Source organism: Xanthomonas sp. SS, assembly GCF_014236835.1.
Classification (GTDB): Bacteria; Pseudomonadota; Gammaproteobacteria; order Xanthomonadales; family Xanthomonadaceae; genus Xanthomonas_A.
On the sequence record NZ_CP051190.1, the window covers coordinates 3446523 to 3467953 of the forward strand.

12 protein-coding genes are annotated in these 21431 nt (G+C 68.4%); 5 read left to right on the forward strand and 7 right to left on the reverse strand.

The genetic code is table 11. The features are described from left to right. Positions 1-158 precede the first annotated feature (158 nt). Complete coding sequence (locus HEP74_RS14290; protein WP_185813440.1) at positions 159-2222, forward strand: 3-hydroxyacyl-CoA dehydrogenase NAD-binding domain-containing protein; 2064 nt, start codon at positions 159-161, stop codon at positions 2220-2222. 120 nt (positions 2223-2342) lie between these two features. Here HEP74_RS14290 and HEP74_RS14295 read toward each other — a convergent pair whose 3' ends face one another. Together HEP74_RS14295 and HEP74_RS14300 are read right to left on the reverse strand one after the other, a co-directional pair. Continuing rightward, positions 2343-3344, reverse strand: a complete 1002-nt coding sequence (locus HEP74_RS14295; RefSeq protein WP_185813441.1) for a cation diffusion facilitator family transporter — start codon at positions 3342-3344, stop codon at positions 2343-2345. Positions 3345-3645: 301 nt separating this feature from the next. Next, complete coding sequence (locus tag HEP74_RS14300) at positions 3646-4653, reverse strand: YeiH family protein (RefSeq protein ID WP_185813442.1); 1008 nt, start codon at positions 4651-4653, stop codon at positions 3646-3648. Between the two features lie 102 nt (positions 4654-4755). Between HEP74_RS14300 and HEP74_RS14305 the strand changes: the two genes are divergently transcribed. The 4 genes from HEP74_RS14305 (at position 4756) to galA (ending at position 12564) form a co-directional block, all read left to right on the forward strand. Continuing rightward, positions 4756-5652, forward strand: a complete 897-nt coding sequence (locus HEP74_RS14305; protein ID WP_185813443.1) for a LysR family transcriptional regulator — start codon at positions 4756-4758, stop codon at positions 5650-5652. A 468-nt stretch (positions 5653-6120) separates the two neighbouring features. Beyond that, positions 6121-8808 (forward strand): TonB-dependent receptor, encoded by a 2688-nt coding sequence (locus tag HEP74_RS14310; protein WP_185813444.1) that lies wholly within the window; start codon positions 6121-6123, stop codon positions 8806-8808. A 22-nt stretch (positions 8809-8830) separates the two neighbouring features. Next, the gene (locus HEP74_RS14315; protein ID WP_185813445.1) at positions 8831-10012 is read left to right on the forward strand and encodes a glycoside hydrolase family 53 protein; all 1182 of its coding nucleotides are present in this window, start codon (positions 8831-8833) and stop codon (positions 10010-10012) included. Then, positions 10009-12564 (forward strand): beta-galactosidase GalA, encoded by a 2556-nt coding sequence (galA, locus tag HEP74_RS14320; protein ID WP_185813446.1) that lies wholly within the window; start codon positions 10009-10011, stop codon positions 12562-12564. The genes HEP74_RS14315 and galA overlap by 4 nt, the downstream gene beginning before the upstream one ends. A 138-nt stretch (positions 12565-12702) precedes the next feature. Here the strand turns inward: galA and HEP74_RS14325 are convergent, their stop codons facing one another. The 5 genes from HEP74_RS14325 to HEP74_RS14345 form a co-directional block, all read right to left on the reverse strand. Beyond that, positions 12703-14298 carry an alkaline phosphatase D family protein gene (locus HEP74_RS14325; protein WP_185813447.1) on the reverse strand — a complete coding sequence of 532 codons (1596 nt, stop codon included), beginning with the start codon at positions 14296-14298 and terminating at the stop codon, positions 12703-12705. A 10-nt stretch (positions 14299-14308) separates the two neighbouring features. Next, a complete protein-coding gene (locus HEP74_RS14330; protein ID WP_185813448.1) occupies positions 14309-17242 on the reverse strand; it encodes a TonB-dependent receptor in 2934 nt (977 codons plus the stop codon). A gap of 140 nt (positions 17243-17382) precedes the next feature. After that, a complete protein-coding gene (locus HEP74_RS14335) occupies positions 17383-18396 on the reverse strand; it encodes a FecR family protein (RefSeq protein ID WP_255427756.1) in 1014 nt (337 codons plus the stop codon). A gap of 20 nt (positions 18397-18416) precedes the next feature. Further along, a complete protein-coding gene (locus tag HEP74_RS14340) occupies positions 18417-18932 on the reverse strand; it encodes an RNA polymerase sigma factor (protein WP_185816648.1) in 516 nt (171 codons plus the stop codon). A gap of 194 nt (positions 18933-19126) precedes the next feature. Further along, complete coding sequence (locus HEP74_RS14345; protein ID WP_185816649.1) at positions 19127-21055, reverse strand: alpha-L-fucosidase; 1929 nt, start codon at positions 21053-21055, stop codon at positions 19127-19129. Positions 21056-21431: the final 376 nt, after the last annotated feature.

The following is a 21431-nucleotide window of genomic DNA, read 5'->3' on the forward strand; positions in this document are numbered from 1 at the left end:
ACCGCCGCCCCACGACGTTAACCCGCATTCCGTTAGGCTGGCGGCATGCCAGCGGTCGCGGGACCCGCGTCACTCCCCTGTGGATTGGGATTTGACGCAACGGAAACAACCTCTGGATGATAACGATCTTCTCCATACATAAGCGGATGGTCCTCCCCATGCTTTCAGGCTTCGACGGGCTCCGATTCAGTCACTGGCAAGCGGATATCCGCGACGACGGCGTCGTCGTGCTCAGCCTCGACCGCCAGGACGCGCCCGTCAACGCGCTGTCGCAGGACGTGCTGCTGGAGCTGGGCGATCTGCTCGAACGCATCGCCATCGACCCGCCCAAGGGCGTGGTGATCCGCTCGGCCAAGGCCAACGGCTTCATCGCCGGCGCGGATCTGAAGGAATTCCAGGAATTCGACCGCCGCGGCACCGTCAACGACGCGATCCGCCGCGGCCAGGCCACCTTCCAGAAACTCGCCGAACTGCCCTGCCCGACCGTGGCCGCGATCCACGGCTTCTGCATGGGCGGCGGCACCGAGATCGCGCTGGCGTGCCGCTACCGGGTCGCGTCCAGCGACGGCTCCACCCGCATCGGCCTGCCCGAGACCAAGCTCGGCATCTTTCCCGGCTGGGGCGGCAGCGCGCGCCTGCCGCGGCTGATCGGTGCGCCGGCGGCGATGGATCTGATGCTGACCGGGCGCACCGTGTCGGCGTCGGCGGCCCGCGCCATGGGCCTGGTCGACAAGGTCGCCGCACCGGCGGTGCTGGTCGATACCGCGGTGGCGCTGGCCTTGACCGGCAGCGCGCGCCCGTTCAAGCAGCGCGCCACCGCCTGGGCCACCAACACCTGGCCGGCGCGCAAACTGCTGGCGCCGCAGATGCGCAAGCAGGTCGCGCGCAAGGCGCGCAAGGAACACTACCCGGCGCCGTACGCACTGATCGGCGTATGGGAGCGCAGCGGCGGCGGCGGCATCCAGGCGCGGCTGGACGCAGAGCGCAAGGCGGTGGTCAAGCTGGCCAGCACGCCGACCGCGCGCAACCTGATCCGCATCTTCTTCCTCACCGAGCGGCTCAAGGCGCTCGGCGGGAAGGATCATGGCATCCGCCACGTGCACGTGGTCGGCGCCGGGGTGATGGGCGGCGACATCGCCGCGTGGTCGGCCTACAAGGGCTTCGAGGTGACGCTGCAGGATCGCGAACAGCGCTTCATCGATGGGGCCCTGACCCGCGCTGGCGAACTGTTCGCCAAGCGGGTCAAGGACGACGGCAAGCGCCCGGCGGTGGCGGCGCGCTTGAAGGGCGACATGGCCGGCGACGGCGTGCCGCTGGCCGACCTGGTGATCGAGGCGATCATCGAGAATCCGCAGGCCAAGCGTGAGCTGTACCAGGCGCTGGAACCGCGGATGCAGCCCGATGCGCTGCTCAGCACCAACACTTCTTCGATCCCGCTGACCGAACTGCGCGAGCACATCCAGCGCCCGGCGCAATTCGCCGGCCTGCACTACTTCAACCCGGTGGCGCAGATGCCGCTGGTGGAGATCGTCTGCCACGACGGCCTGGCCGCCGACAACCAGAAGCGGCTGGCGGCGTTCTGCAAGGCGATCGACAAGCTGCCGGTGCCGGTGGCCGGCACGCCCGGCTTCCTGGTCAACCGGGTGCTGTTCCCGTACCTGCTGGAAGCGGCCACCGCCTACGCCGAGGGCATCCCCGGCCCGGCGATCGACAAGGCCGCGGTGAAGTTCGGCATGCCGATGGGGCCGATCGAGCTGATCGACACCGTGGGTCTGGACGTGGCCGCCGGCGTCGGCGCGGAACTGGCGCCGTTCCTGGGCCTGCCGATTCCCGCCGCGCTGCAGACGGTGGAGCCGGGCAAGCGCGGCAAGAAGGACGGCCAGGGCCTGTACGCCTGGGAAAACGGGCGCGCGAAGAAGCCGGAAGTGGACAAGGACTACCAGGCGCCGGCCGATCTGGAAGACCGCCTGATCCTGCCGCTGCTCAACGAAGCGGTGGCGTGCCTGCACGAGGGCGTGGTCGCCGATGCCGACCTGCTCGACGCCGGGGTGATCTTCGGCACCGGCTTTGCCCCGTTCCGCGGCGGCCCGATCCAGCACATCCGTGCGGCCGGCGCCGACGCGCTGCTGGAGCGGCTGCGCGCACTGCAGGCCCGCTACGGCGAGCGCTTCGCGCCGCGCCCGGGCTGGGATGCGCCGGTGTTGCGCGAGCCGGTGGCCTGAGTTGGCCGTTCGTCCTCTGCGCCCTCTGTAGGAGCGGCTTCAGCCGCGACAGGCGTTACCGATAGATCCTGTCGCGGCTGAAGCCGCTCCTACAGGAGGCGGGAGACGCCTGGCCCGGTGTCAGGAATGCGAATGCCCATGTGCATGGCCGTGCCGATGCGCATGGCCGTCGTGATGGTCGTGATCGTGATCCGCATGCGCGTCGTGCGTCCCCTGCGCAGCACGCGCCGGCGTACCGCACGGCTCCGCGCCGCAGTGCCCGGCTTCCATCTGCAGGGTGATGTGGTCGATGTCGAAGCGCGCATGCAGGCCATCGCACAGGGCCGCGCGCAACGCGTCGGCATCGGCGCCGTCGGCGATCACCACGTGCGCGGTCAGTGCCGGCGTGCTGGAGGCCAGCGCCCACACGTGCAGATCGTGCACGTCCTCCACGCCCGCAACGCCGCGCAGATAGCCGCGCACCGCGGCCATGTCCACGCCCTTGGGCACGCCTTCCAGCAGCACGTTGATCGCCTCGCGCAGCAGCACCCAGGTGCGCGGCAGCACCCACAGGCCGATCAGCACTGCCAGGATCGGATCGATCACCTTCCAGCCGGTGAGGCGGATCGCCAGCGCGCCGACGATCACCGCCACCGAGCCGAGCATGTCGCTCCACACTTCCAGGTAGGCGCCCTTCATGTTCAGGCTCTCGCCGCTGCCGGCCTTGAGCAGGCGCATCGAGATCAGGTTGATCAGCAGGCCGAACGCGGCGATGCCGAGCATGCCGACCGTGGCCACGTCCTGCGGCTGGCGGAACCGCTGCACCGCCTCCCACAAAATGTACGCGGCGACCACGAACAGCATGCCGCCATTGAACAGTGCGCCCAGCGCTTCCAGCCGCGCGTAGCCGTAAGTGCGCTTGGCATCGGGTGGACGCCGGCTCAGCCGCACCGCGACCAGCGCGATCATCAGCGCCAGGGTGTCGGTAGCCATGTGCGCTGCGTCGGACAGCAATGCCAGGCTGTTGGTCAGGAACGCACCGGCGATCTCCACCAGCAGGAACGTGGCGGTCAGCCCCAGCGCCCACCACAGCGGTTTCTCGTGACGGATCTCGGTCGGTGCGTGGCTGTGGTCGTGTCCCATGAGCTGGCCTGGCGGTGCTTGCGAAAAAGATGCGCCACCTTAGATCGGCCCCGCGGCGGAGACTATTACACCGCGACTGCATGCCGACCGGTCCATTAAGCTACTGCGTAAATGCAACGCAGGAACCTCTGTTGGCGACGCGACGCAGCGTGATGTATCGATCCAGCAGCAGGCGCGCCGCTGCCAGGATTCGCTGCCGAACGCGAACGTCGCGGCGCGATGCACTACGGGGATCGGCACGCTCCTTCCGGGATGCCGACAGCATGCAGCCTGTTTAAAGCGGTTGCGCCAATCCCGCGCGTCACGGCAGCCACCACACCAGCAGCGCGCTGATGCCAGCCAGCGCCAGCAGCGACAGCGTGCCCGCGGCCAGCACACGGCCGCCGGAGGCCAGCACCGAGCGCAGGTTCACCGACAGCCCCAGCGCCGCCATCGCCACCAGGGTCAGCAGCGCCGAAACGCGCTGCGCCGCGTCCGCCAGCGCCAGCGGCAACAGGCCCGAGGAACGCAGCAGCATCATGCCGACGAAGCCCAGCACGAACCACGGCAGCAAGCGGTGCAGCGGCAACCGTGCAACGCCCGGCCGGCCGGCGCTCAGGCCGAGCAGCAGCATCACCGGTCCCAGCATCACCACCCGCATCAGTTTGACCAGCGCGCCGACCTGCGCGCTGATCGCGCCCACCGGCAGCGTCGCCGCCAGCACCTGCGGCACCGCGTACACGGTCATGCCGGCGAGGATGCCGTAGTGGCGCTGATCCAGGCCGAACAGCGGCACCGCCAACGGCAAGGCCAGCACCACCACGATGCCCAATGCCGCGGTGAACGCGATCGAGGCCGCCACCTCGTCCGAATCGGCGTCGATCACCGGCGCGGCGGCGACGATCGCCGAGTTGCCGCAGATCGCATTGCCGCAGGCCACCAGCGTGGCCAGCCGTGCCGGCAAGCCAAGCAGGCGGCCGATGCCGTAGCCGATGCCGATCGCCAGCAACACAGTGGCCGCGATCAGCCCCAGCAGCAGGCCGCCAGCCGCACCGACCGCACTGAAGCTGACCGACGCGCCAAGCAGCACGATCGCCACTTCCAGCGGCAGCTTGGCGGCGAATGCGATGCCGGCGTCGGCCCGTGCCGGCAACCGCACCGCCGTGCGCAACACGGTACCGAGCGCGATCGCGAACACCAGCGCATCGATCCACGGCCGGCCCAGCCAACGCAGTTGCGCTTGCTCCGCCAGAAACGCCAGCGCGGCGACCGCGATCGCCAGCAGCAGCCCCGGCAGCAGCGCCGCGCCCTTGTCTCGTGCCTTGTCCATTGCCGCCACCCTGTCGAAGTGGCGGCAGGATGCGCCCGACTATCCTGTCATTCCATCGCATAATGCTGGATAGTTCGTTCGGTCCAACCGAACGATCCCGCCGTGACCCTGGAACAACTCGCCCTGTTCGTCGCCGTCGCCGAACGCCAGCACCTGACCCTGGGCGCGCAGGCCGCGCATCGCACCCCGTCGGCGGCCAGCGCCGCGATCAAGGCGCTGGAAAGCCAGTACGGCGTGCCACTGTTCGATCGGGTCGGGCGCGGCATCGCGCTGACCGCCGCCGGCGTGGCGTTCTTCGCGGAAGCCAAGGCGATCCTGGCGCGCACACGCGCCGCGGAACTGGCCTTGAGCGAGTGGCGCGGCGTGCTGCGCGGCACGCTGGATCTGCACGCCAGCCAGACCGTGGCCAGCTACTGGCTGCCGACGCGGCTGATGGCGTTCCACGCGCGTTTCCCGCAGATCCAGATCCGCCTCAGCGTCGGCAACACCGAGAGCGTGGCGCGCGCGGTGATCGACGGGCGGGCGGAACTGGGATTCGTCGAAGGCGGCGTGCACGATCCGCAGTTGCAGTTGTCCCCGCTCGGCCACGACCGCCTGCTGCTGGTCGCCGCGCCGACCCATCCGTTGGCCGGACGCCTGCGCCTGGGCCTGCCGCGACTGGCCGAGGCCAGCACCTGGATCATGCGCGAAGCCGGCTCGGGCACGCGCTCGGAGTTCGAGGCGGCGCTGCGCGCGGCCGGGGTCGCGCCGGAACGCCTGCGCGTGGCACTGACCCTGCCCTCGAACGAGGCGGTGTTGTCGGCGGTGCACGCCGGCCACAGCCTGGCGGCGATCTCGCAACTGGCGGCCGCGCCGTGGCTGGAAAGCGGCCGCCTGCAGCGCGTCGGCACGGCGCTGGGCGCACGCACGTTCCACGCCTTGCGCCATCGCGAACGCAGCCTGGGTGCGGCGGCGGCGGCCCTGCTCGACAGCGGCGACACCGTGGACGCAATTGGCTGAGGCCAACACAGTCGCGGCGATCTGGCACGCCACGCGCGCAGACGCGTCGGCGCGCGCACCGGTCTTGAGTCTGGACTACAGGCGCGCCGCGTCGCCCTGCCCCGCCACAATGGGATCTGCGCGCAGCCGCCGACCGCTTCGCAGCGCTGGCGCCATATCGCTTTGCAACATGGCGATCAATTCCAAAACAAGATAGCCGGCAGTAAATGCTTCATTGGAATGGAATGGCAGTCACTCCTATGCTCGCCCCCAGTTCCAGGCGATCGGCGCGGCGGCAAGGGGGCAAACTCCGCCACCGACGACAGCCGGGACGCAACAAGCTTCGCGCAGCGAGGCGGCCACACGACGCACGTTCGCACCATCCGCACGGGAAACCACCCCTGCGATCTGCCAGCGCGGCCAGGAGGACCGGATTGTCCGGTCCCATTTCAACTTGCTTGGTAACTTTTGTCCTGGGAGGGAACAAAGATGCCTTTTGAACAACACCGTCGCCCGGCTAGCCGGCGCGCGCAGCACCAGGCCGCCCGCACGCTGCTCGGCTCGGCCATCGTCCTGGCCCTGGCCGGCAGCTTCGGCGCCCACGCGCAGAACGTCGCCGCCGATCCGGCGCCGCCGGCCAGCACCTCGAACAGCGATACCGGGCAGGCACCGGTCACCCTGGACAACGTGATGGTGATCGGCCAGCGCGCCAGCCTCGACCAGGCGGTGCAGGCCAAGCAGCTCGATGACCATGTGGTCGAGGTGATCTCCGCCGACAACATGGGGCAGATGCCCAACGTCACCGTGGCCGAGGCGCTGGTGCGCCTGCCCGGCGTCAACGGCACCCGCGACCGCGGCAACGAAAGCCTGGCCACGGTGCGCGGCCTGGGTCCGCGCATGACCATGGGCACCGTCAACGGCCGCGAGATCGCCTCCTCCGAACCCAACCGCGCGGTGCGCTGGGAAGTGTTCCCCACCGAGATCGTCTCCACGGTCAAGGTCTACAAGACCCAGTCGGCGGACCTGGTGGCCGGCGGCATCGCCGCCACGGTGGACATCTCCACGATCAGCCCGCTCGACCATACCGGCCCCACGTTCGTCGGCACCGCAGGCCCGATCTACTACGACGAGGCCAAGGACGTGGACGGCTATTCGCCGTGGGGCAGCCGCCTCGGCGCCAGCTGGATCCACCGCTTCAACGACAACCTGGCCATTGCGCTCGGCGCCACCTACCAGAAGCAGAAGAACGCCGGCGTCTCGATCGGCAGCTGGGGCTATACCGACGACAGCAACGCGCGCGACGTCGATGGCGACGGCAAGGTCGATTACACGCCATGGGGCGCGGCCGACCAGCTCAAGCTGACCGAACAGACCCGGACCGGCGCGATGGGCACCGTGCAGTGGCGCTCGGGCAATTTCGAACTCAAGCTCGACGGCCTGTATTCGCGGATCAAGATCGACGAGGACCAGCGCCAGAACTGGTTCAACAACCTCGGCTACAGCATCTTTTCCGCCAGCAATCCGTACACCACGCCGGGTTCGTCCTACACCATCGTCGACGGCGACGTGGTCGCCGCCACGCTGGCCGATTCCAACCTGCAGGTGGACCACGTCATCAGCCACTACAGCGAGGTCAAGACGCTCGCCGCCGGCGGCCTCAACGCGAAGTGGAGCGGCGACGTGTGGACCCTGGGCGGCGACCTGTCGTTCTCGCAGGCCAAGCGCGACAACGACTGGCGCGCGGTGCGCTTCGGCAGCAATCCGGACACGGTGTCCTTCGATTTCCGCCACGGCGTCACCCCCACCATCAGCACCAGCTCCGATACGCCGGAATGGGGCATCAGCGGGCAGACCGAGCCGCAGGCGCTGCGCGACCGGATCGCGGCGCTGGCGCTCAGCGCCAGCCGCACGATCGCCGATTCGCCGATCACCGCGCTGCAGTTCGGCGCGCGCGCGGCGCGGCGCGAGAAGGAGAACCGCCACTTCACCAGCTTCCAGTCCGGCTACGACCAGCCGATCTCCGCCTACCAGGACCTGATCCATCCGGTGCAGATGCCCGACCTCAACGTGCCGACGCTGACCGGCGGCGATCTGGACGCGATCGCCAGGCTCGGCTTCGGCGGCTTCGATCCGGGCCTGAACACCGAACAGCTGCTGGACCACTGGAACGTCAAGGAAAACGTGCGCGAAGCCTTCGCCAAGGCGGTGTTCAGTTCGCAATGGTTCGGCATCGACGTCACCGGCAACGTGGGCGTGCGCGCGGTCCACACCGACACCACCAGCGACGGCTACGACACCGTCGGCGGCGTGGTCCAGCCCAGCAGCGCCAGCAACGACTACACCGACGTGCTGCCCAGCGCCACGCTCAACTTCCTGCTCGACGACGAGCGCATCCTGCGCTTCTCGGTGGCCAAGGTGATCGCGCGGCCGCCGCTGGACGAACTGCGCACCGGCCGCGCGCTCGACGACCCCAACACCACCGTCGGCCAGCTCACCGGCAGCGGCGGCAACCCGCAACTGAATCCGTTCCGCGCCACCCAGCTCGACCTGTCCTACGAGTGGTACTTCCACAAGGAAGCGCTGGCCGCGCTGGCGCTGTACCGCAAGTGGGTGGATTCGAGCATCGGCTACAAGACCCAGCACGAGACCATCGACGGCCGCGACTACCTGATCAGCGGCCCGTTCAACGGCGGCGGTGGCTACATCAACGGCGCCGAACTGACCTTCCAGACGCCGTTCTTCTTCATCCCGCACATGGAGAACTTCGGCGTCTACTCGAACTATTCCTACGTCGAGTCCAACCTGCACGAGTTCTCGCCGGCCGACGATCCGCTGCCGCTCAGCGGCCTGGCGCGCAACACCGGCACCTTCGACCTGTGGTACAGCAACAGCAAGTTCGAAGCGCGCGTGGGCTACAAGTACCACAGCCCCTACACCGTGGTGTACGGCTGGAACGCCGCACGCCTGGCGCGGCTGGAAAGCGAAGGCACGGTGGACCTGAGCCTGGCCTGGCGCTTCAGCGAGCACCTGGGGCTGAAGTTCCAGGTCGGCAATCTGACCAACGAGCCGTTGCGCGCCTACAGCGACAACAAGCGCAACCGCCTGGCCAACCAGGACGACGGCGGCTATCAGCTGTTCGGCCGCCGTTTCGCGCTGGAAGCCACCTACACGTTCTGAGCCCTTCTGCCGCAGGTACCGCATGCCGCACATACGCCGTCACTGGATGCCAGCGCTCGCGCTGGCCCTCGCCGCCGCCCTCGTCTCCGCCGCCGCAGGCGCCGGCCCGCTGTACCTGGGCGCCGACCTGTCCTACGTCAACGAAATGGAGGACTGCGGCGTGCAGTACCGCGAGCACGGCGCGGTGCAGGACCCGTTCGTCCTGTTCCATGCGCACGGCGCCAATCTGGTGCGCGTGCGCCTGTGGAACGATGCGCGCTGGACCCGCTACAGCGACCTGAGCGACGTCAAGAAGACCATCCGCCGCGCGCGTGCGCAGGGCATGCAGGTGCTGCTGGACTTCCACTACTCCGACGACTGGGCCGATGGTGAGAAGCAACTGATCCCCAAGGCCTGGGCCGCGATCACCGACCAGGACGAACTGGCGCGCACGCTGTACGGCTACACCTACGACACGCTGAGCGCGCTCGATCGCGCGGGGCTGATGCCGGAGCTGGTGCAGGTCGGCAACGAGAGCAACTCGGACCTGATGGACAGCCAGCCGTGGGACAAGCGGCGGCCGATCGACTGGGCGCGCAACGCCAAGCTGCTGCGCGCCGGCATCCAGGCGGTGCGCGACGCCGGCGCACGTTCGGCGATCAAGCCGAAGGTGATGCTGCACATCGCCCAGCCGGAAAACGTGGAGCCGTGGTTCGCCGCGGCCAGCAAGGCCGGCGTGCGCGACTTCGACTTCATCGGCATCAGCTACTACCGCAAGTGGTCCAGCGAATCGATGGCCGGGCTCGGCGCCACCATCAAGCGCCTGCGTAACCGCTACCCCGCCGAAGTGATGGTGGTGGAGACCGCCTACCCGTGGACGCTGGCCAGCGGCGACGCCTCGCACAACCTGCTGGGCGAGGACTCGCTCATCGCCGGCTACCCGGCCACCCCGCAGGGGCAACTGGACTACCTGGTCGATCTCACCCAGATGGTGATCGACAACGGCGGCAGCGGCGTCGTGTACTGGGAGCCGGCCTGGACCAGCAGCAGCTGCAAGACCCGCTGGGGCACCGGCTCGTCGTGGGAGAACGCCAGCTTCTTCGATTTCGCGCACGGCAACGAGCTGCTGCCCGGCATCGGCTTCATGCGCCACGCCTACCGGCCTGCGCCGCAGGCCAGCACCGACGCGGCGGCGACGCCCCAGGTAAAGGACCCGCAACCATGATCGAACTGAGCCGACGCGACCTGCTGCGCTCGCTGGTCGCCGGCGGCGTCCAGGTGGCCGTTCCCGGCGCGGCGGCGGCCTTGGCGCCGGCGGCGCTGGCCGCGAGCGCCACCGGCGCAGGTCCGGCGCTGACCTGGGACGAGGATGCGCCGGCACCGCGCGAACGCCTGCTGTGCGACTTCGGCTGGCGCTTCCACTTCGGCCATGCCGACGATCCGGCGCGCGACTTCAACTTCGGTACGTTCCAACGCACCTACGCCAAGGCCGGCAAGGACACCGCCGACGCGGCGTTGCTTGGTTTCGACGACAGCCGCTGGGACGCGATCGACCTGCCGCACGACTGGGCGGTGGCGCTGCCGCTGCGCCAGGACCCCGCCTCCGCCGCCATGCTGGCCGACGACCCGGCGGCCGCGCACGGCTACAAACCGCTTGGCCGCAACGATCCGCAGACCAGCATCGGCTGGTACCGGCGCGAACTGCAGATTCCAGCCGACGACCTGGGCAAGCGGATCTGCCTGGAATTCGACGGCGTGTTCCGCGACTGCATCGTGTTCTGCAACGGCCACATCGTCGGCCGCAACGCCAGCGGCTACTGCGGCTTCGAGGTCGATCTCAGCGACGTGCTCGACTACGGCAAGCGCAACGTCATCGCCGTGCGCGTGGACGCGACCCTCGGCGAAGGCTGGTTCTACGAAGGCGCAGGCATCTACCGCCACGTCTGGCTGCGCAAGACCGACGCGCTGCACGTGCCGCTGGACGGCGTGTTCGTGCGCAGCCCGTGGCAAGGCGGCGCCGCACAGGCGCTGGTCAGCACCGAACTCGGCAACAGCGGCACCGAACCGCGCAGTTGCAGCGTCACCTCTGTGATTCGCGCGCCGGACGGACGCATCGTCGCGCGCGCCACCGCGGCGCCGGTCACGGTGGCGCCAGGCGTGGTGCAGCGCGTCGAACAGACGCTGGATCTCGGCACGCCCGCGCTGTGGTCGCCGGACACCCCGCAGCGCTACACCCTGTCCACCCACCTGCATAGCGACGGCCACGCCTGCGATGCGCTGACCACCCGCTTCGGCGTGCGCAGCCTGCAGTTCGACCCGCAGCGCGGCCTGCTGCTCAATGGCGCGCCGTTCAAGCTGCACGGCACCAACAACCACCAGGACCATGCCGGCGTCGGCACCGCCATTCCCGAGCGCCTGCACGAATGGCGTTTGCGCCAGCTCAAGTCGATGGGCTGCAACGCGTACCGCAGCTCGCACAACCCAGCCGCGCCGGAAGTGCTGGAACTGTGCGACCGCCTCGGCCTGCTGGTCATCGACGAGACCCGGCGCATGTCCTCCGACAGCGAGGCGCTGGCCGAACTGGAAACCATGGTGCGGCGCGGCCGCAACCATCCCTGCGTGATGCTGTGGTCGCTCGGCAACGAGGAGCCGCAGATGGTCACCGCGCGCGGCGCGCGCATCGTCGCGCGCATGCAGCGGCTGGTGCGGCGCCTGGACCCGACCCGCCCCACCACCTTCGCGATGGACCAGGGCTTCGACGACGGCGTCGGCCAGGTGGTGGACGTACTCGGCTTCAACTACCGCACCCCGCAGATGGACGCCTTCCACGCGCGCCATCCCGACATCCCGATCTACGGCAGCGAAACCGGCAGCACCGTCGGCGTGCGCGGCAACTACCGCAGCGACGACACGCGCGGCTACGCCCGCGCCTACGACCTCGACTACCCATGGTGGGCCAGCAGCGCCGAAGCCTGGTGGAGCTACGTCGCGCAGCGGCCTTACATCGCCGGCGGCTTCGTCTGGACCGGCTTCGACTACCGCGGCGAACCCACCCCTTACAACCGCTGGCCGAACGTGGCCTCGCAGTTCGGCATCCTCGACAGCTGCGGCTTCCCCAAGGACAACTACTGGTACTACCGCGCGCAATGGACCCGCGAGCCGGTGCTGCACCTGTTCCCGCACTGGAACTGGGACGGCGTGCTGGACGAACGCGACAACGGCATGGTCGACGTCTGGTGCCACAGCAACCTGGACGCGGTGGAACTGCTGGTCAACGGCGCAAGCCAGGGCCTGCAGCAAGTGCCCGCCTACGGCCACGTCGAATGGCGGGTGAAGTACGCGCCCGGCACCATCGAGGCGCGCGGCTATCGCGACGGCAAGCAGGTGCTGGTGCAGACCCGCACGACCGTTGGCGCAGCTGCCGCGATACGCCTGCGCAGCGACCGCAACGCGTTGCTTGCCGACGCCGAGGACGTCGCCGTGGTCGCGGTCGAGATCGTCGATGCGCAGGGCCGCGTCGTCCCGACCGCCGACAACGCCGTGCGCTTCGCCGTCCGCGGTGCCGGCCGGCTGATCGGCCTGGGCAACGGCGACCCGGCCAGCCACGAGAACGACAAGGGCGACAGCCGCCGCGCGTTCAACGGGCTGTGCATGGCCTTGCTGCAGACCAGCCGTGTGGCCGGCACGCTGGTACTGGAAGCGAGCGCCCCTGGGCTGGCACCGGCACGGCTGGCGCTGCGGACGGTGAAGTCCAACGCACGCGCGTTCCTGGCGTGAAACGCGGCATGCAGCGCGCCTGTCCCGGAACCAGCGGACCTGGTGGCCCGCGCCCGCGCTGCTGCGCCGGCATGGGCGAGTGTATGACACGGAAGCTGCCCTGCGCCCGCCTCGCTCGCGAGCCCGCATGCACCGGCGTCAGGCATCCTGCAACCCCGGCCGGCCGTGTTCCACGGCATAGCGCTTCCAGCTCTGCAGCGTGCCGTTCGGCTGCATCACCTGGTCCAGCGTCTTCATGTCGCCGATCCACGCATCGCGGGTGACGTCGCACAGCACATAGCCGCGCTTGTCGGTGGTGGCCTTCAGGTGCGGGCTGTGCCGCAGCGTGCTTTCGGCCGACGCATCCACGCCCAGGCCGTCGGAACCGGAACTGATCGAGGTGGCGAGGAATTCGCTGGAGACGATCCCGGAATCGGCATTGTCCTGCACCAGATCGCTGGCGTAATGGCGGTGCGCATCGCCGCAGGCGGTGACCACGTTGCCGAAGCCGACCCGCTGGATGTGCTCGAGCAGGCGCCGGCGGCTGGCCAGGTAGCCGGACCATTGGTCGTCGGAGAACACCACCGCGCCATTCTTCTCTTCCGCGTAATTGCCCAACGCCACCTGGTGGGCGATGGTGTGCCAGCGCGGGGCCGCGTCGGCCAAGCCGTCGAACAGCCATTGTTCCTGCTTGGCGCCGACGATGCTGCGCGCCGGCGACTCCACCTGCGTGCGTTGCGCCATGTCGACCTGCTTGCTGCGGTACTGGCGGGTATCGAGCAGGTGCAGGTCCATCAGGTCGCCGTAGCGCGCGCGCCGGTAGAGCTGCATGTGCCCATCGCGCGGGAACGACGTGCGCCGCAACGGCATGTTCTCGTAGTAGGCCTGGAACGCCTGCGCGCGCCGCAGCAGGAACACCTCGCTGGGCGTGCCGTCCTGGTCTTCCGTGCCAGCCCAGTTGTTGTCCACCTCGTGATCGTCGAAGGTCACGAACCACGGCGCCGCCGCGTGTGCGGCCTGCAGGTCGGCATCGCTCTTGTACTGCGCATAGCGGCGCCGATAGTCGTCCAGCGTGTAGATCTCCGGGCCGACGTGGTTGCGCAGGTTGGTGAACGGGCGCCCGTTCATCTTGCGCACGCCCAGCTTGGTTTCGCCCTCGTAGATGTAGTCGCCGTAGTGGAAGACGAAGTCCAGCGGCTCCTCGGCGATGCGCCGCCATGCGGTGTAGTGGCCTTCCTCGTACTGCTGGCAACCGGCGACCGCGAAGCGCACCCGCTCCACCTTCGCGCCCGCCGCCGGCAAGGTGCAGGTGCGGCCGACCGGGCTGGCGTGGCCGCCGACGCTGAAGCGATACCAGTACGGCCGGCCGGGAGCCAATCCCTCCAGCTCGACATGCACCGCATGGCCCAGTTCCGGATGGGCCAGCGCCGAGCCGCGCCGCACCAGCGTGCCGAAGCCCTCGTCGGTGGCCACCTGCCACTCCACCACCATCGGTCGCGCCGGCATGCCGCCGCCGAACACCAGCGGCTCGGTCGCCAGCCGCGTCCACAGCACCACGCCGTCCGGCGCCGGATCGCCGGAGGCCACGCCGAGGGCGAACGGCGTACTCGCGAACCGTGGCGCGGCGAGCAGGTTGCGCGGGCTCAGGGACTTGGCGTCGGTCTGCGCGGCCAGCGCAGAGGCGGTGCCCATCCAGGCGCCGAACGCGGAAAGGCCGGACAGGGCGAGAAAGCGCCTGCGATCGAATGTGGTCATGGCCAGCGCCTCAGTTGTAGATGAGGTGGAAGTAGAAGAAGCGACCGTAGTCGTCGATCTCGGTACGGAAGCGTCCGTTCGGACCGGTGCTGTAGGTCGGCTGCGTGTTGAACAGGTTCTTGGCCTCGTACTTCAGCGTCACGTGTTTGCCGATCCGGTGGCTGAAGGCCAGGTTGAAGGTCATGTACGGGTCGTAGTACGAGTCCAGCCATTGCGTGTCGCCGAAGTCGACCAGCATGCGGCTGCGGTAGGTGCCGGACACGCGCAGTTGCGCGCCCTGCCACGGCATGCGCCAGATCAGCGAGCCGTTCAACGACCAGTCCGGCTGGTACAGCAGGCGGTCGAGGCGGCGCTCGCTGCCGTCGCTGATCCGGTAGTCGGTGCGGCCTTCCAGCCGGGTGGCGTTGAAATACATGTCCAAGCGCTGTCGGCCCCAATGCAGGTTGCGGTTGGCGATGGAGAACTCGACGCCGCGCAGCGTGGATTCGTCGGTATTCATCGGCTGGGTCACGCGGTAGCGGATGTCGCCGATGGTCTGGAAGGTGGTCAGGGTGTAGATGTCGTCCTTGATGACCTTGTCGAACAGCGCCACCGAGACCAGGCCGTTGTTGCCGTTGAAGTACAGGTCCCAGGCCAGGTCCAGGTTGGTGGCGCGGCGCGGTTCCAGGCCGGCGTTGCCCTGCTGGATGGTGCAGAAATTTCCGCCCTGGCCATCGTCGCCGCAGCTGGTGTTGGTGGCCTGGGCGATGTTGCTCGGCGTCGGCCGGCCCAGCGTGCGACTGGCCGAGAAGCGCAGGCGCTGGTCTTCGCTGAGCTTGAAGGTGGCGTTCAACGACGGCAGCAGGTTGTCGTAGCCGCCGCCGGTCTTGCGCAAATCGGCCGTATAGGTCTTGCCGCCGTCGGCGCTGAAGGGACTGAACGCATCGAAGCGGGTGTGGTCGTAACGCAGGCCGCCGATCAGCAGCAGCCGCTCCCAGGCGTAGTGCGCCGAGACGTAGGCGTTGCTGATGTCCTCGACGTACTTGTAGTCGCTGGTGACGTTGTCGTTCGGATAGGCCGCGTTGTTGTCGCCCAGCGTCGGCGCCAGCTGCTCGCTCCACTTGCGGTTGTCGATCAACGGAAAGCCCGGCACGGTGCCCAGCAGGGTCGCGCCCGGATAGAGGTAATCGTTGAGCGTCGCGCTGGTCTTGTAGTAGTCGAAATCCACGTTCTGCCAGATGTTCAGGTGCCGGTACTCGGCGCCGGCGGCGACACCGAAGCCGCGCGCATCGGCATCGATGTTGTGGGTGAAGTCCACCCGCAGGTTGTCGACGGTCTCCTGCGCCTGGCGCGGCGAGGTGTAGACCTGCGCAGGATTGAGCTTGAACGCCGAGCTGGTCAGCAGGCTCGGATCGGAGACGCCGACCGCGTTCGGAAAACCATGGCTGTCGTTGGCGTAGTCCACGAACAGGTTGCTTGGATAGGCGCGCACGCCCCAATAGACCTGGGTGTTGTCGAACGTCTCTTCGGTGTGGCCGGCGCGCAGGGTGAGCTTGGACGCATCGCCCACGTCCCAGCTGAAATGGGCGATGGCGCCGCGGTTGCTGCGGTCCCAGCGGTCGTGCCGGTTCTTGATGTAGATGCTGTTGATCTGGGTGGTGCCGCTGTCCTCGGTCTGGTCGCGGATCGGGAACTTGGCATTGGAGTACAGGTCGGTCTTGTTCATCGTCGAGTTCTCGTAGAACCGGTACGAGTACAGCAGCAGCGAAGCGTAGAAAGGCTGGTCGGACGGTTTCCACTCCAGCTTGGCCGAGCCGCCGAAGTTGGTGATGTAGTTGGTGTAGGTGCCGGTGCTGAAGTTGCCCGGCGCGCGCAGGCCGTTCCAGCCGGTGGCATCGCTGGGCTCGGTGGTGCCGTCGGTCAGGTATTTGCCGGCATCGTTGTAGTAGTAGTTCGATTCCACCCAGCGTTTGATGCTGTTGCGCGAGCGCTGCTCGTAGCGCGCCACCGCCACGATGCCGAACTGCTGGTCGGCGCCGAACTGGTTGGAGAACACCGCCTTGGCACTCTTGCCGAAGTGGCCCAGGGTCTTGTGGTCGCCGCCGGCACTGCGGCCGACATCGGTTTCGGCGGTGGAATAGATGCCGGCTAGATCGGCGAACACGTACTTGCCGGACCGGTCGAACGCGCTGCGGCTGATGATGTCGATCACCCCGCCGATGGCATCGGGCGCCTGCTCGGCGCTGAAGCTCTTGTAGATATCGGTGCGGGTGCCGACGTCGCTGGGAATCAGCTGCAGGTTGTTCATGCGCTCGCCGGAGCCGCTGGCGCCCACACTGGCGATCGCGATGCCGTCGATGGTCGTGTAGTTGAGGTTGGCCTGCACGCCGCGCACGGTCACGTAGCGCGGCTCGCCCGCGTCCTCCACCGCGCTCAGGCCGGGCGCGGCCATCAGGCTCTCGGCCAGCGTCTCGTCGCCGTAGCTGTCCATCTCGTCGTAGATCACCGAGTCCCGGATCATCGGCGAGGTCTTCTTCTGCTCGATCACCTCGTGCGCGGCGATCACCTTCACCGCATCCAGGGTGGGGGCGACCCTGCCCTCGTCCTCGCGCGGCGGCGGCGCGGCCGGCTTGGGTTCGCTGCGCGCCGGGGCCGGATCGATGGCGATCACGTTGCCGTCCACCACTGCATAGGTCAGGCCGGTACCGGCCAGCAGCGCATCCAGCGCCTGCTTGACGGTGGCACCCGCCGGCACCGCGCCGCCCATGCGCGCCGTGCCGGCCGGCGAATACAGGAACTGCACGCCCGAGTTGCGCGAGAGCTGTTCCAGCGCGCGGCCCAACGGCTGCGCGGCGATCGGTACGGTGACCCGCACTTCCAGCCCATCCGGCGTCGCCGCGCGCGCCTGGGCGAGCAGACAGGGTGACAGGGCGAGGACCATCGACAGGTAGAGCTGCTTCCGCATTGCGGTTCCTTGGAGGAGAGAGGACGGCGGGGCCCACGTCGCGGATCGACGGCGGCTTCTCCTAAGAAAGAGCGGGAAAACGCGGAAGTGGAGAACGCGGATTCGATGAATTTTTTTTGACAGCGCCCGTGCGCTCGCGCTCAGCGGCTGGAGACCCGCACCGTGTCGCCATCGCGGCGCACCGCCAAGCGCGCATCGCGCTGCAGAAAGGCCTGCAGCGCCGCGACCCGGTGCGCGTCCAGGCTGCCGGACAGGCGCACCGATGCGGCCGCAGCGTCCTCGACCACCACCTGCACCGTGTTGTGGCGATTGAACGCCGCCGCGACTTCGTCCAGGCGTTCGTCGAGGAAGGAGACCTTGCGCTGCTGCCAGTCCAGCAGCATCGAGGCCGGCATGTCGAGCCGCTGCACTGCACCGCTGCCGTGATCGACCAGCACCACCCGGCCGGCATCCAGCTGCGCCAGGCGCCGCGCATCCGCGTCGCTGCGCCAGACCTCCACCTCGCCGGACATCACCCCGATGCGGGTGCCCTGCAAGCGCCGCGACACATCGAACACAGTACCGATGTCGCGGATCTGCAGGCCGTCCACCTGTACCAGGAACGGTCGCCGATCCGCGGCGATGTCGAAGGTGGCTTCGCCTTGCAGCAACTCCACCCGCCGCGCCAGCCAGCCCATGCGCACACGCACGACGCTGTCCGCGTTGAGACGCAGCTGGGTGCCGTCGGCAAGCCTGAGGTCGCGCAACTGTCCGTGTCCGGCCGTCAGCAGCAGCGGCTGCGACTGCAGGTGCAGCAGTCCGAAACCCAGCCCCAGCGCGATGCAGGCCGCTGCGGCCGCCAGCGTCCAGCCACGGCGCGCGCGGCGCACGCGCGGTGCCTGCGGGCGCGGCGTGCTGGCAAACAACGGCACCACCTTGGCCAGGGTGCCGTGCGCACCGTGCGCTGCGCGACCGGCAGCCACCACCTGCTGCTGCGCCATCCCCATCGCGGCGCCCACCTGGCGATGCAGGTGCAAGGCATGCAGGTATTCGCGCACGTGCTCGGGCGAACGCTGCATCCAGTCCAGGAACGCCAGGCGCTGCGGTTCGCTCAGCGGCGCCTCGCGGTTGAGCAGGAACCAGCGGGCCGCCTGCTCGGCCACGGTCCCGTCCACGGATGGCGGCTCCTGCCGGCTCACGCGTCCTCCCTGGCGCGCAGCGCCTTGCGGCAGGCGTCCAGGCCCTTGCCGATGTGCTTGCGCACCATGTGCACGGACACGTCCAGCTGCGCACCGATCTGCGGACACTCCAGGCCATCGCGATAGTGCAGTTCCATCATCCGCCGCGTGGCCGGCGGCAGCTGCGCGATGGCGCTGCGGATATCGCTCCAGCGCTGCCTGCTTTCGAACGCGCCCTCCACATCCTCTTCGCTCTTCAGGACTTCGGCCAACAGCTCGACATCCTCCAGCGGCGGCAGCGCAGAGCGCGAGCGCGCATGCTCGCGGGCCAGGTTGGCCGCCACGGTGTACAGATACGCCTCGGGATTGGCGACGGCCTCGGCGTTATCGCCGGTGGTGCGCAGCAGGCGCAGGTAGACCTCCTGCGCAAGGTCCTCGGCATCCTCGGCGTGCGAGCCGCGGCGAAGGAAGAAGCCGCGCAGCAGGCGATGCCGCAGCTGGTAGCTCTTCTCCCAGATCCTGACACTGCTCACGCTGATCGGCCGCACCACATGGAAACGTTCGATCTTCGCGCGACAAGATGACATCGCGATTGCATCGCAGCGCTGCCGCACGGCGCCGCCGCGCATGGTCGGTTCCGTGACACGGCCTTCGCGTCATGAATCAGGGCGTCGCCCCGGCGATGTACGCTCCCCCACCGCGCACGGCGGTGAGGGAGCGCAAGCCCTCATCGCAAGCGCGAGAATGCACCGATACCGGCGATCGCCAGCCGCTCGGCGGGCAGCGCCGTTTCGGCGAACGACAGCCGCAGATAGCGGATCTGGCGGACCTCGGGGAAATTCAGCCGCTGGGTCGAGAGCGCATAGGCGATATTGGCCAACTCGCCGCCACCGGCCGGCTGCCAGTTCTTGCCATCTTCGCTGCTTTCGGCGCGATAGCCCTTTGGCGGTGCCGCGCCCTTCATCACCGCACGCGAGGGGGTGAGACTGAAGCCAGCGACTTGGCGCAGCGCGCCGAGGTCGATGGTCACCTGTACGGGATGGCCCGGCTTGGGAGCGGGTACGCTCCAAATCGTGCCGGCATCGTCGTCGAGCAACTTCTCCGCCCCTGGCGCACTGGCCTCGACGATGCGCCAACCCGCGGTGGACAGCACGTCCGGCGCGTTCGCCGTCGGCCGCGCGACCGCAACTGGCGCAACCGCGCGGAACAATGCGAATTCGCTGATCGCCGGGCAGACCGGCGCATCGAGCACGAGCAGACGCACGCGGCGCGCGGCGACCGGGCGCTCGAGTCGCAGGATCCGCTGTGCCCCGATGCATTGCGCTTCGGCCAAGCGCTGCCATTGCCCATCGACCTCGGCTTCGATCGCGAAGCGGGTGACGCGCACGCCCAGCGGCAGGTATTCGCGCAGACGGATCAGGTCGAAGCTGTGCACCGCTGACAGCTCCAGCGTCAACGTCGGCGTGGTGACGCCGTCCGGCGTGGACCAGTAGCTGTCCGGCTGGCGGTCGAGCACGCGCGCCGGCTCGAAGCCCTTGCCGCGAGACGCGCTGGCGCTGGCCTTGGCGCCCTTGGCCAGATCGATGGCGAAGCTGGCGCGGATCGCGTCGCCGAAGCTCTGCAGCACCGCCACGTCGTGGTCGGCGATGCGGCCGCGCCGGTCCGGCGGAAGATTGAGGTTCATGTTGGTGCCGCGCGCGACGGAGGTGTCGAAATAGCGCACCAGGTTCTCCGGGCTGCGCACCTTGCCGTCTTCGTCGGCATGGTAGAACCAGCCCGGGCGAATCGAGGTGTTGGTTTCGGCCGGCCACCACAGCGCCGCCCCGCGCACACCGGCATTGCCGTTTTCTTGCGTGTAAGGCGCATTGGGCATGGTCGGCCAGCACGGATCGCCAGCGACGCCATCCTCGTTGCCGACCCAACGGATATCGGCGCCGAGCGGGTCGAAGGTGCAGGCCATCGGCTGGTGTTGGTGGACCAGCTCGATCATCCGCGGCCAGTCGTAGTAAGCGGGCGCATCGAGCTTGCGCGTTTCGCGCGCTCCACCGTAATAGCCGTCGCCGCCATTGGCGCCGTCGAACCAGAACTCGAACAAGTCGCCATAGCCCGTGCACAGTTCGACGATCTGCTTGCGGAAATAGTCGAGATAGCCGGGGCGGCCATACTCGGCGTGGTTGCGATCCCACGGCGACAGGTAGATGCCGAAGGCCATGCCGGCGCGCCGGCATGCCGCCGCCATTTCGCCAACGATGTCGCCCTTGCCGTTCTTGTACGGCGAATTGCGAATGCAATGCTCGGTCAACCGGGTCGGCCACAGGCAGAACCCGTCGTGGTGCTTGGCGGTAAAGATGATCCCTTTCAGATTGCCGGCCTTGGCAGCGGCGACGATCTGGTCGGCGGAGAAATCGCTGGGATCGAACTTGCGCGGATCTTCGTCGCCGTAGCCCCATTCCTTGTCGGTAAAGGTGTTCATCGCAAAATGCACGAAGGCGTATTGCTCCCACCGATGCCACCGCAGCTGGCGCGCGCTAGGCACGGCGCCCCAAGGTGCCGGCCCCTTCGGGCGCGGCGCAGCCGCGATCTGGGCGGCGGATGCGCTGAAACCCGCGGCGACGGCCACGACACCCGTGGCAAGAAAGGTACGACGATCGATCATTGGCGCCTCCGACTCTATACAAGCCCGGATCTTAGCTTTTCCAACGGCGCAAGAGTCCGCCCCCCGAAGCTGCGGACAGTCGTGCAATGGGGAGAATGTAAATCCGTGTAGCGATCCTTCGCCGCATGCATGTGGATTGACTGCACGCTGTCGCCGATCCCTGCTTCCACGGACACTTGCAGCTGACGCCCAGACGACTCGACCGTACTTGGCATGGACTCGGCATTGCACGTGCTGCAAACCGACCGGACATTCCTTGCCTCCCGATTGGCTTCCTGCAACGGTCCATGGAAACGGGGTGACACCCGGAGTTCCACAGTGGATCGGCAGGCGACGCGTCGGGCCATGGAGCCAGGCTGAAGCCGCGCCACCCTGT

Excerpts from the sequence above, each read along its gene's own strand:
- HEP74_RS14330 (WP_185813448.1), bottom strand. The coding sequence starts at position 17,242 with ATGCGGAAGCAGCTCTACCTGTCGATGGTCCTCGCCCTGTCACCCTGT.
- HEP74_RS14345 (WP_185816649.1), bottom strand. The coding sequence starts at position 21,055 with ATGATCGATCGTCGTACCTTTCTTGCCACGGGTGTCGTGGCCGTCGCC.
- HEP74_RS14325 (WP_185813447.1), bottom strand. The coding sequence starts at position 14,298 with ATGACCACATTCGATCGCAGGCGCTTTCTCGCCCTGTCCGGCCTTTCC.
- galA (WP_185813446.1), top strand. The coding sequence starts at position 10,009 with ATGATCGAACTGAGCCGACGCGACCTGCTGCGCTCGCTGGTCGCCGGC.
- HEP74_RS14310 (WP_185813444.1), top strand. The coding sequence starts at position 6,121 with ATGCCTTTTGAACAACACCGTCGCCCGGCTAGCCGGCGCGCGCAGCAC.
- HEP74_RS14315 (WP_185813445.1), top strand. The coding sequence starts at position 8,831 with ATGCCGCACATACGCCGTCACTGGATGCCAGCGCTCGCGCTGGCCCTC.
- HEP74_RS14300 (WP_185813442.1), bottom strand. The coding sequence starts at position 4,653 with ATGGACAAGGCACGAGACAAGGGCGCGGCGCTGCTGCCGGGGCTGCTG.
- HEP74_RS14290 (WP_185813440.1), top strand. The coding sequence starts at position 159 with ATGCTTTCAGGCTTCGACGGGCTCCGATTCAGTCACTGGCAAGCGGAT.
- HEP74_RS14295 (WP_185813441.1), bottom strand. The coding sequence starts at position 3,344 with ATGGGACACGACCACAGCCACGCACCGACCGAGATCCGTCACGAGAAA.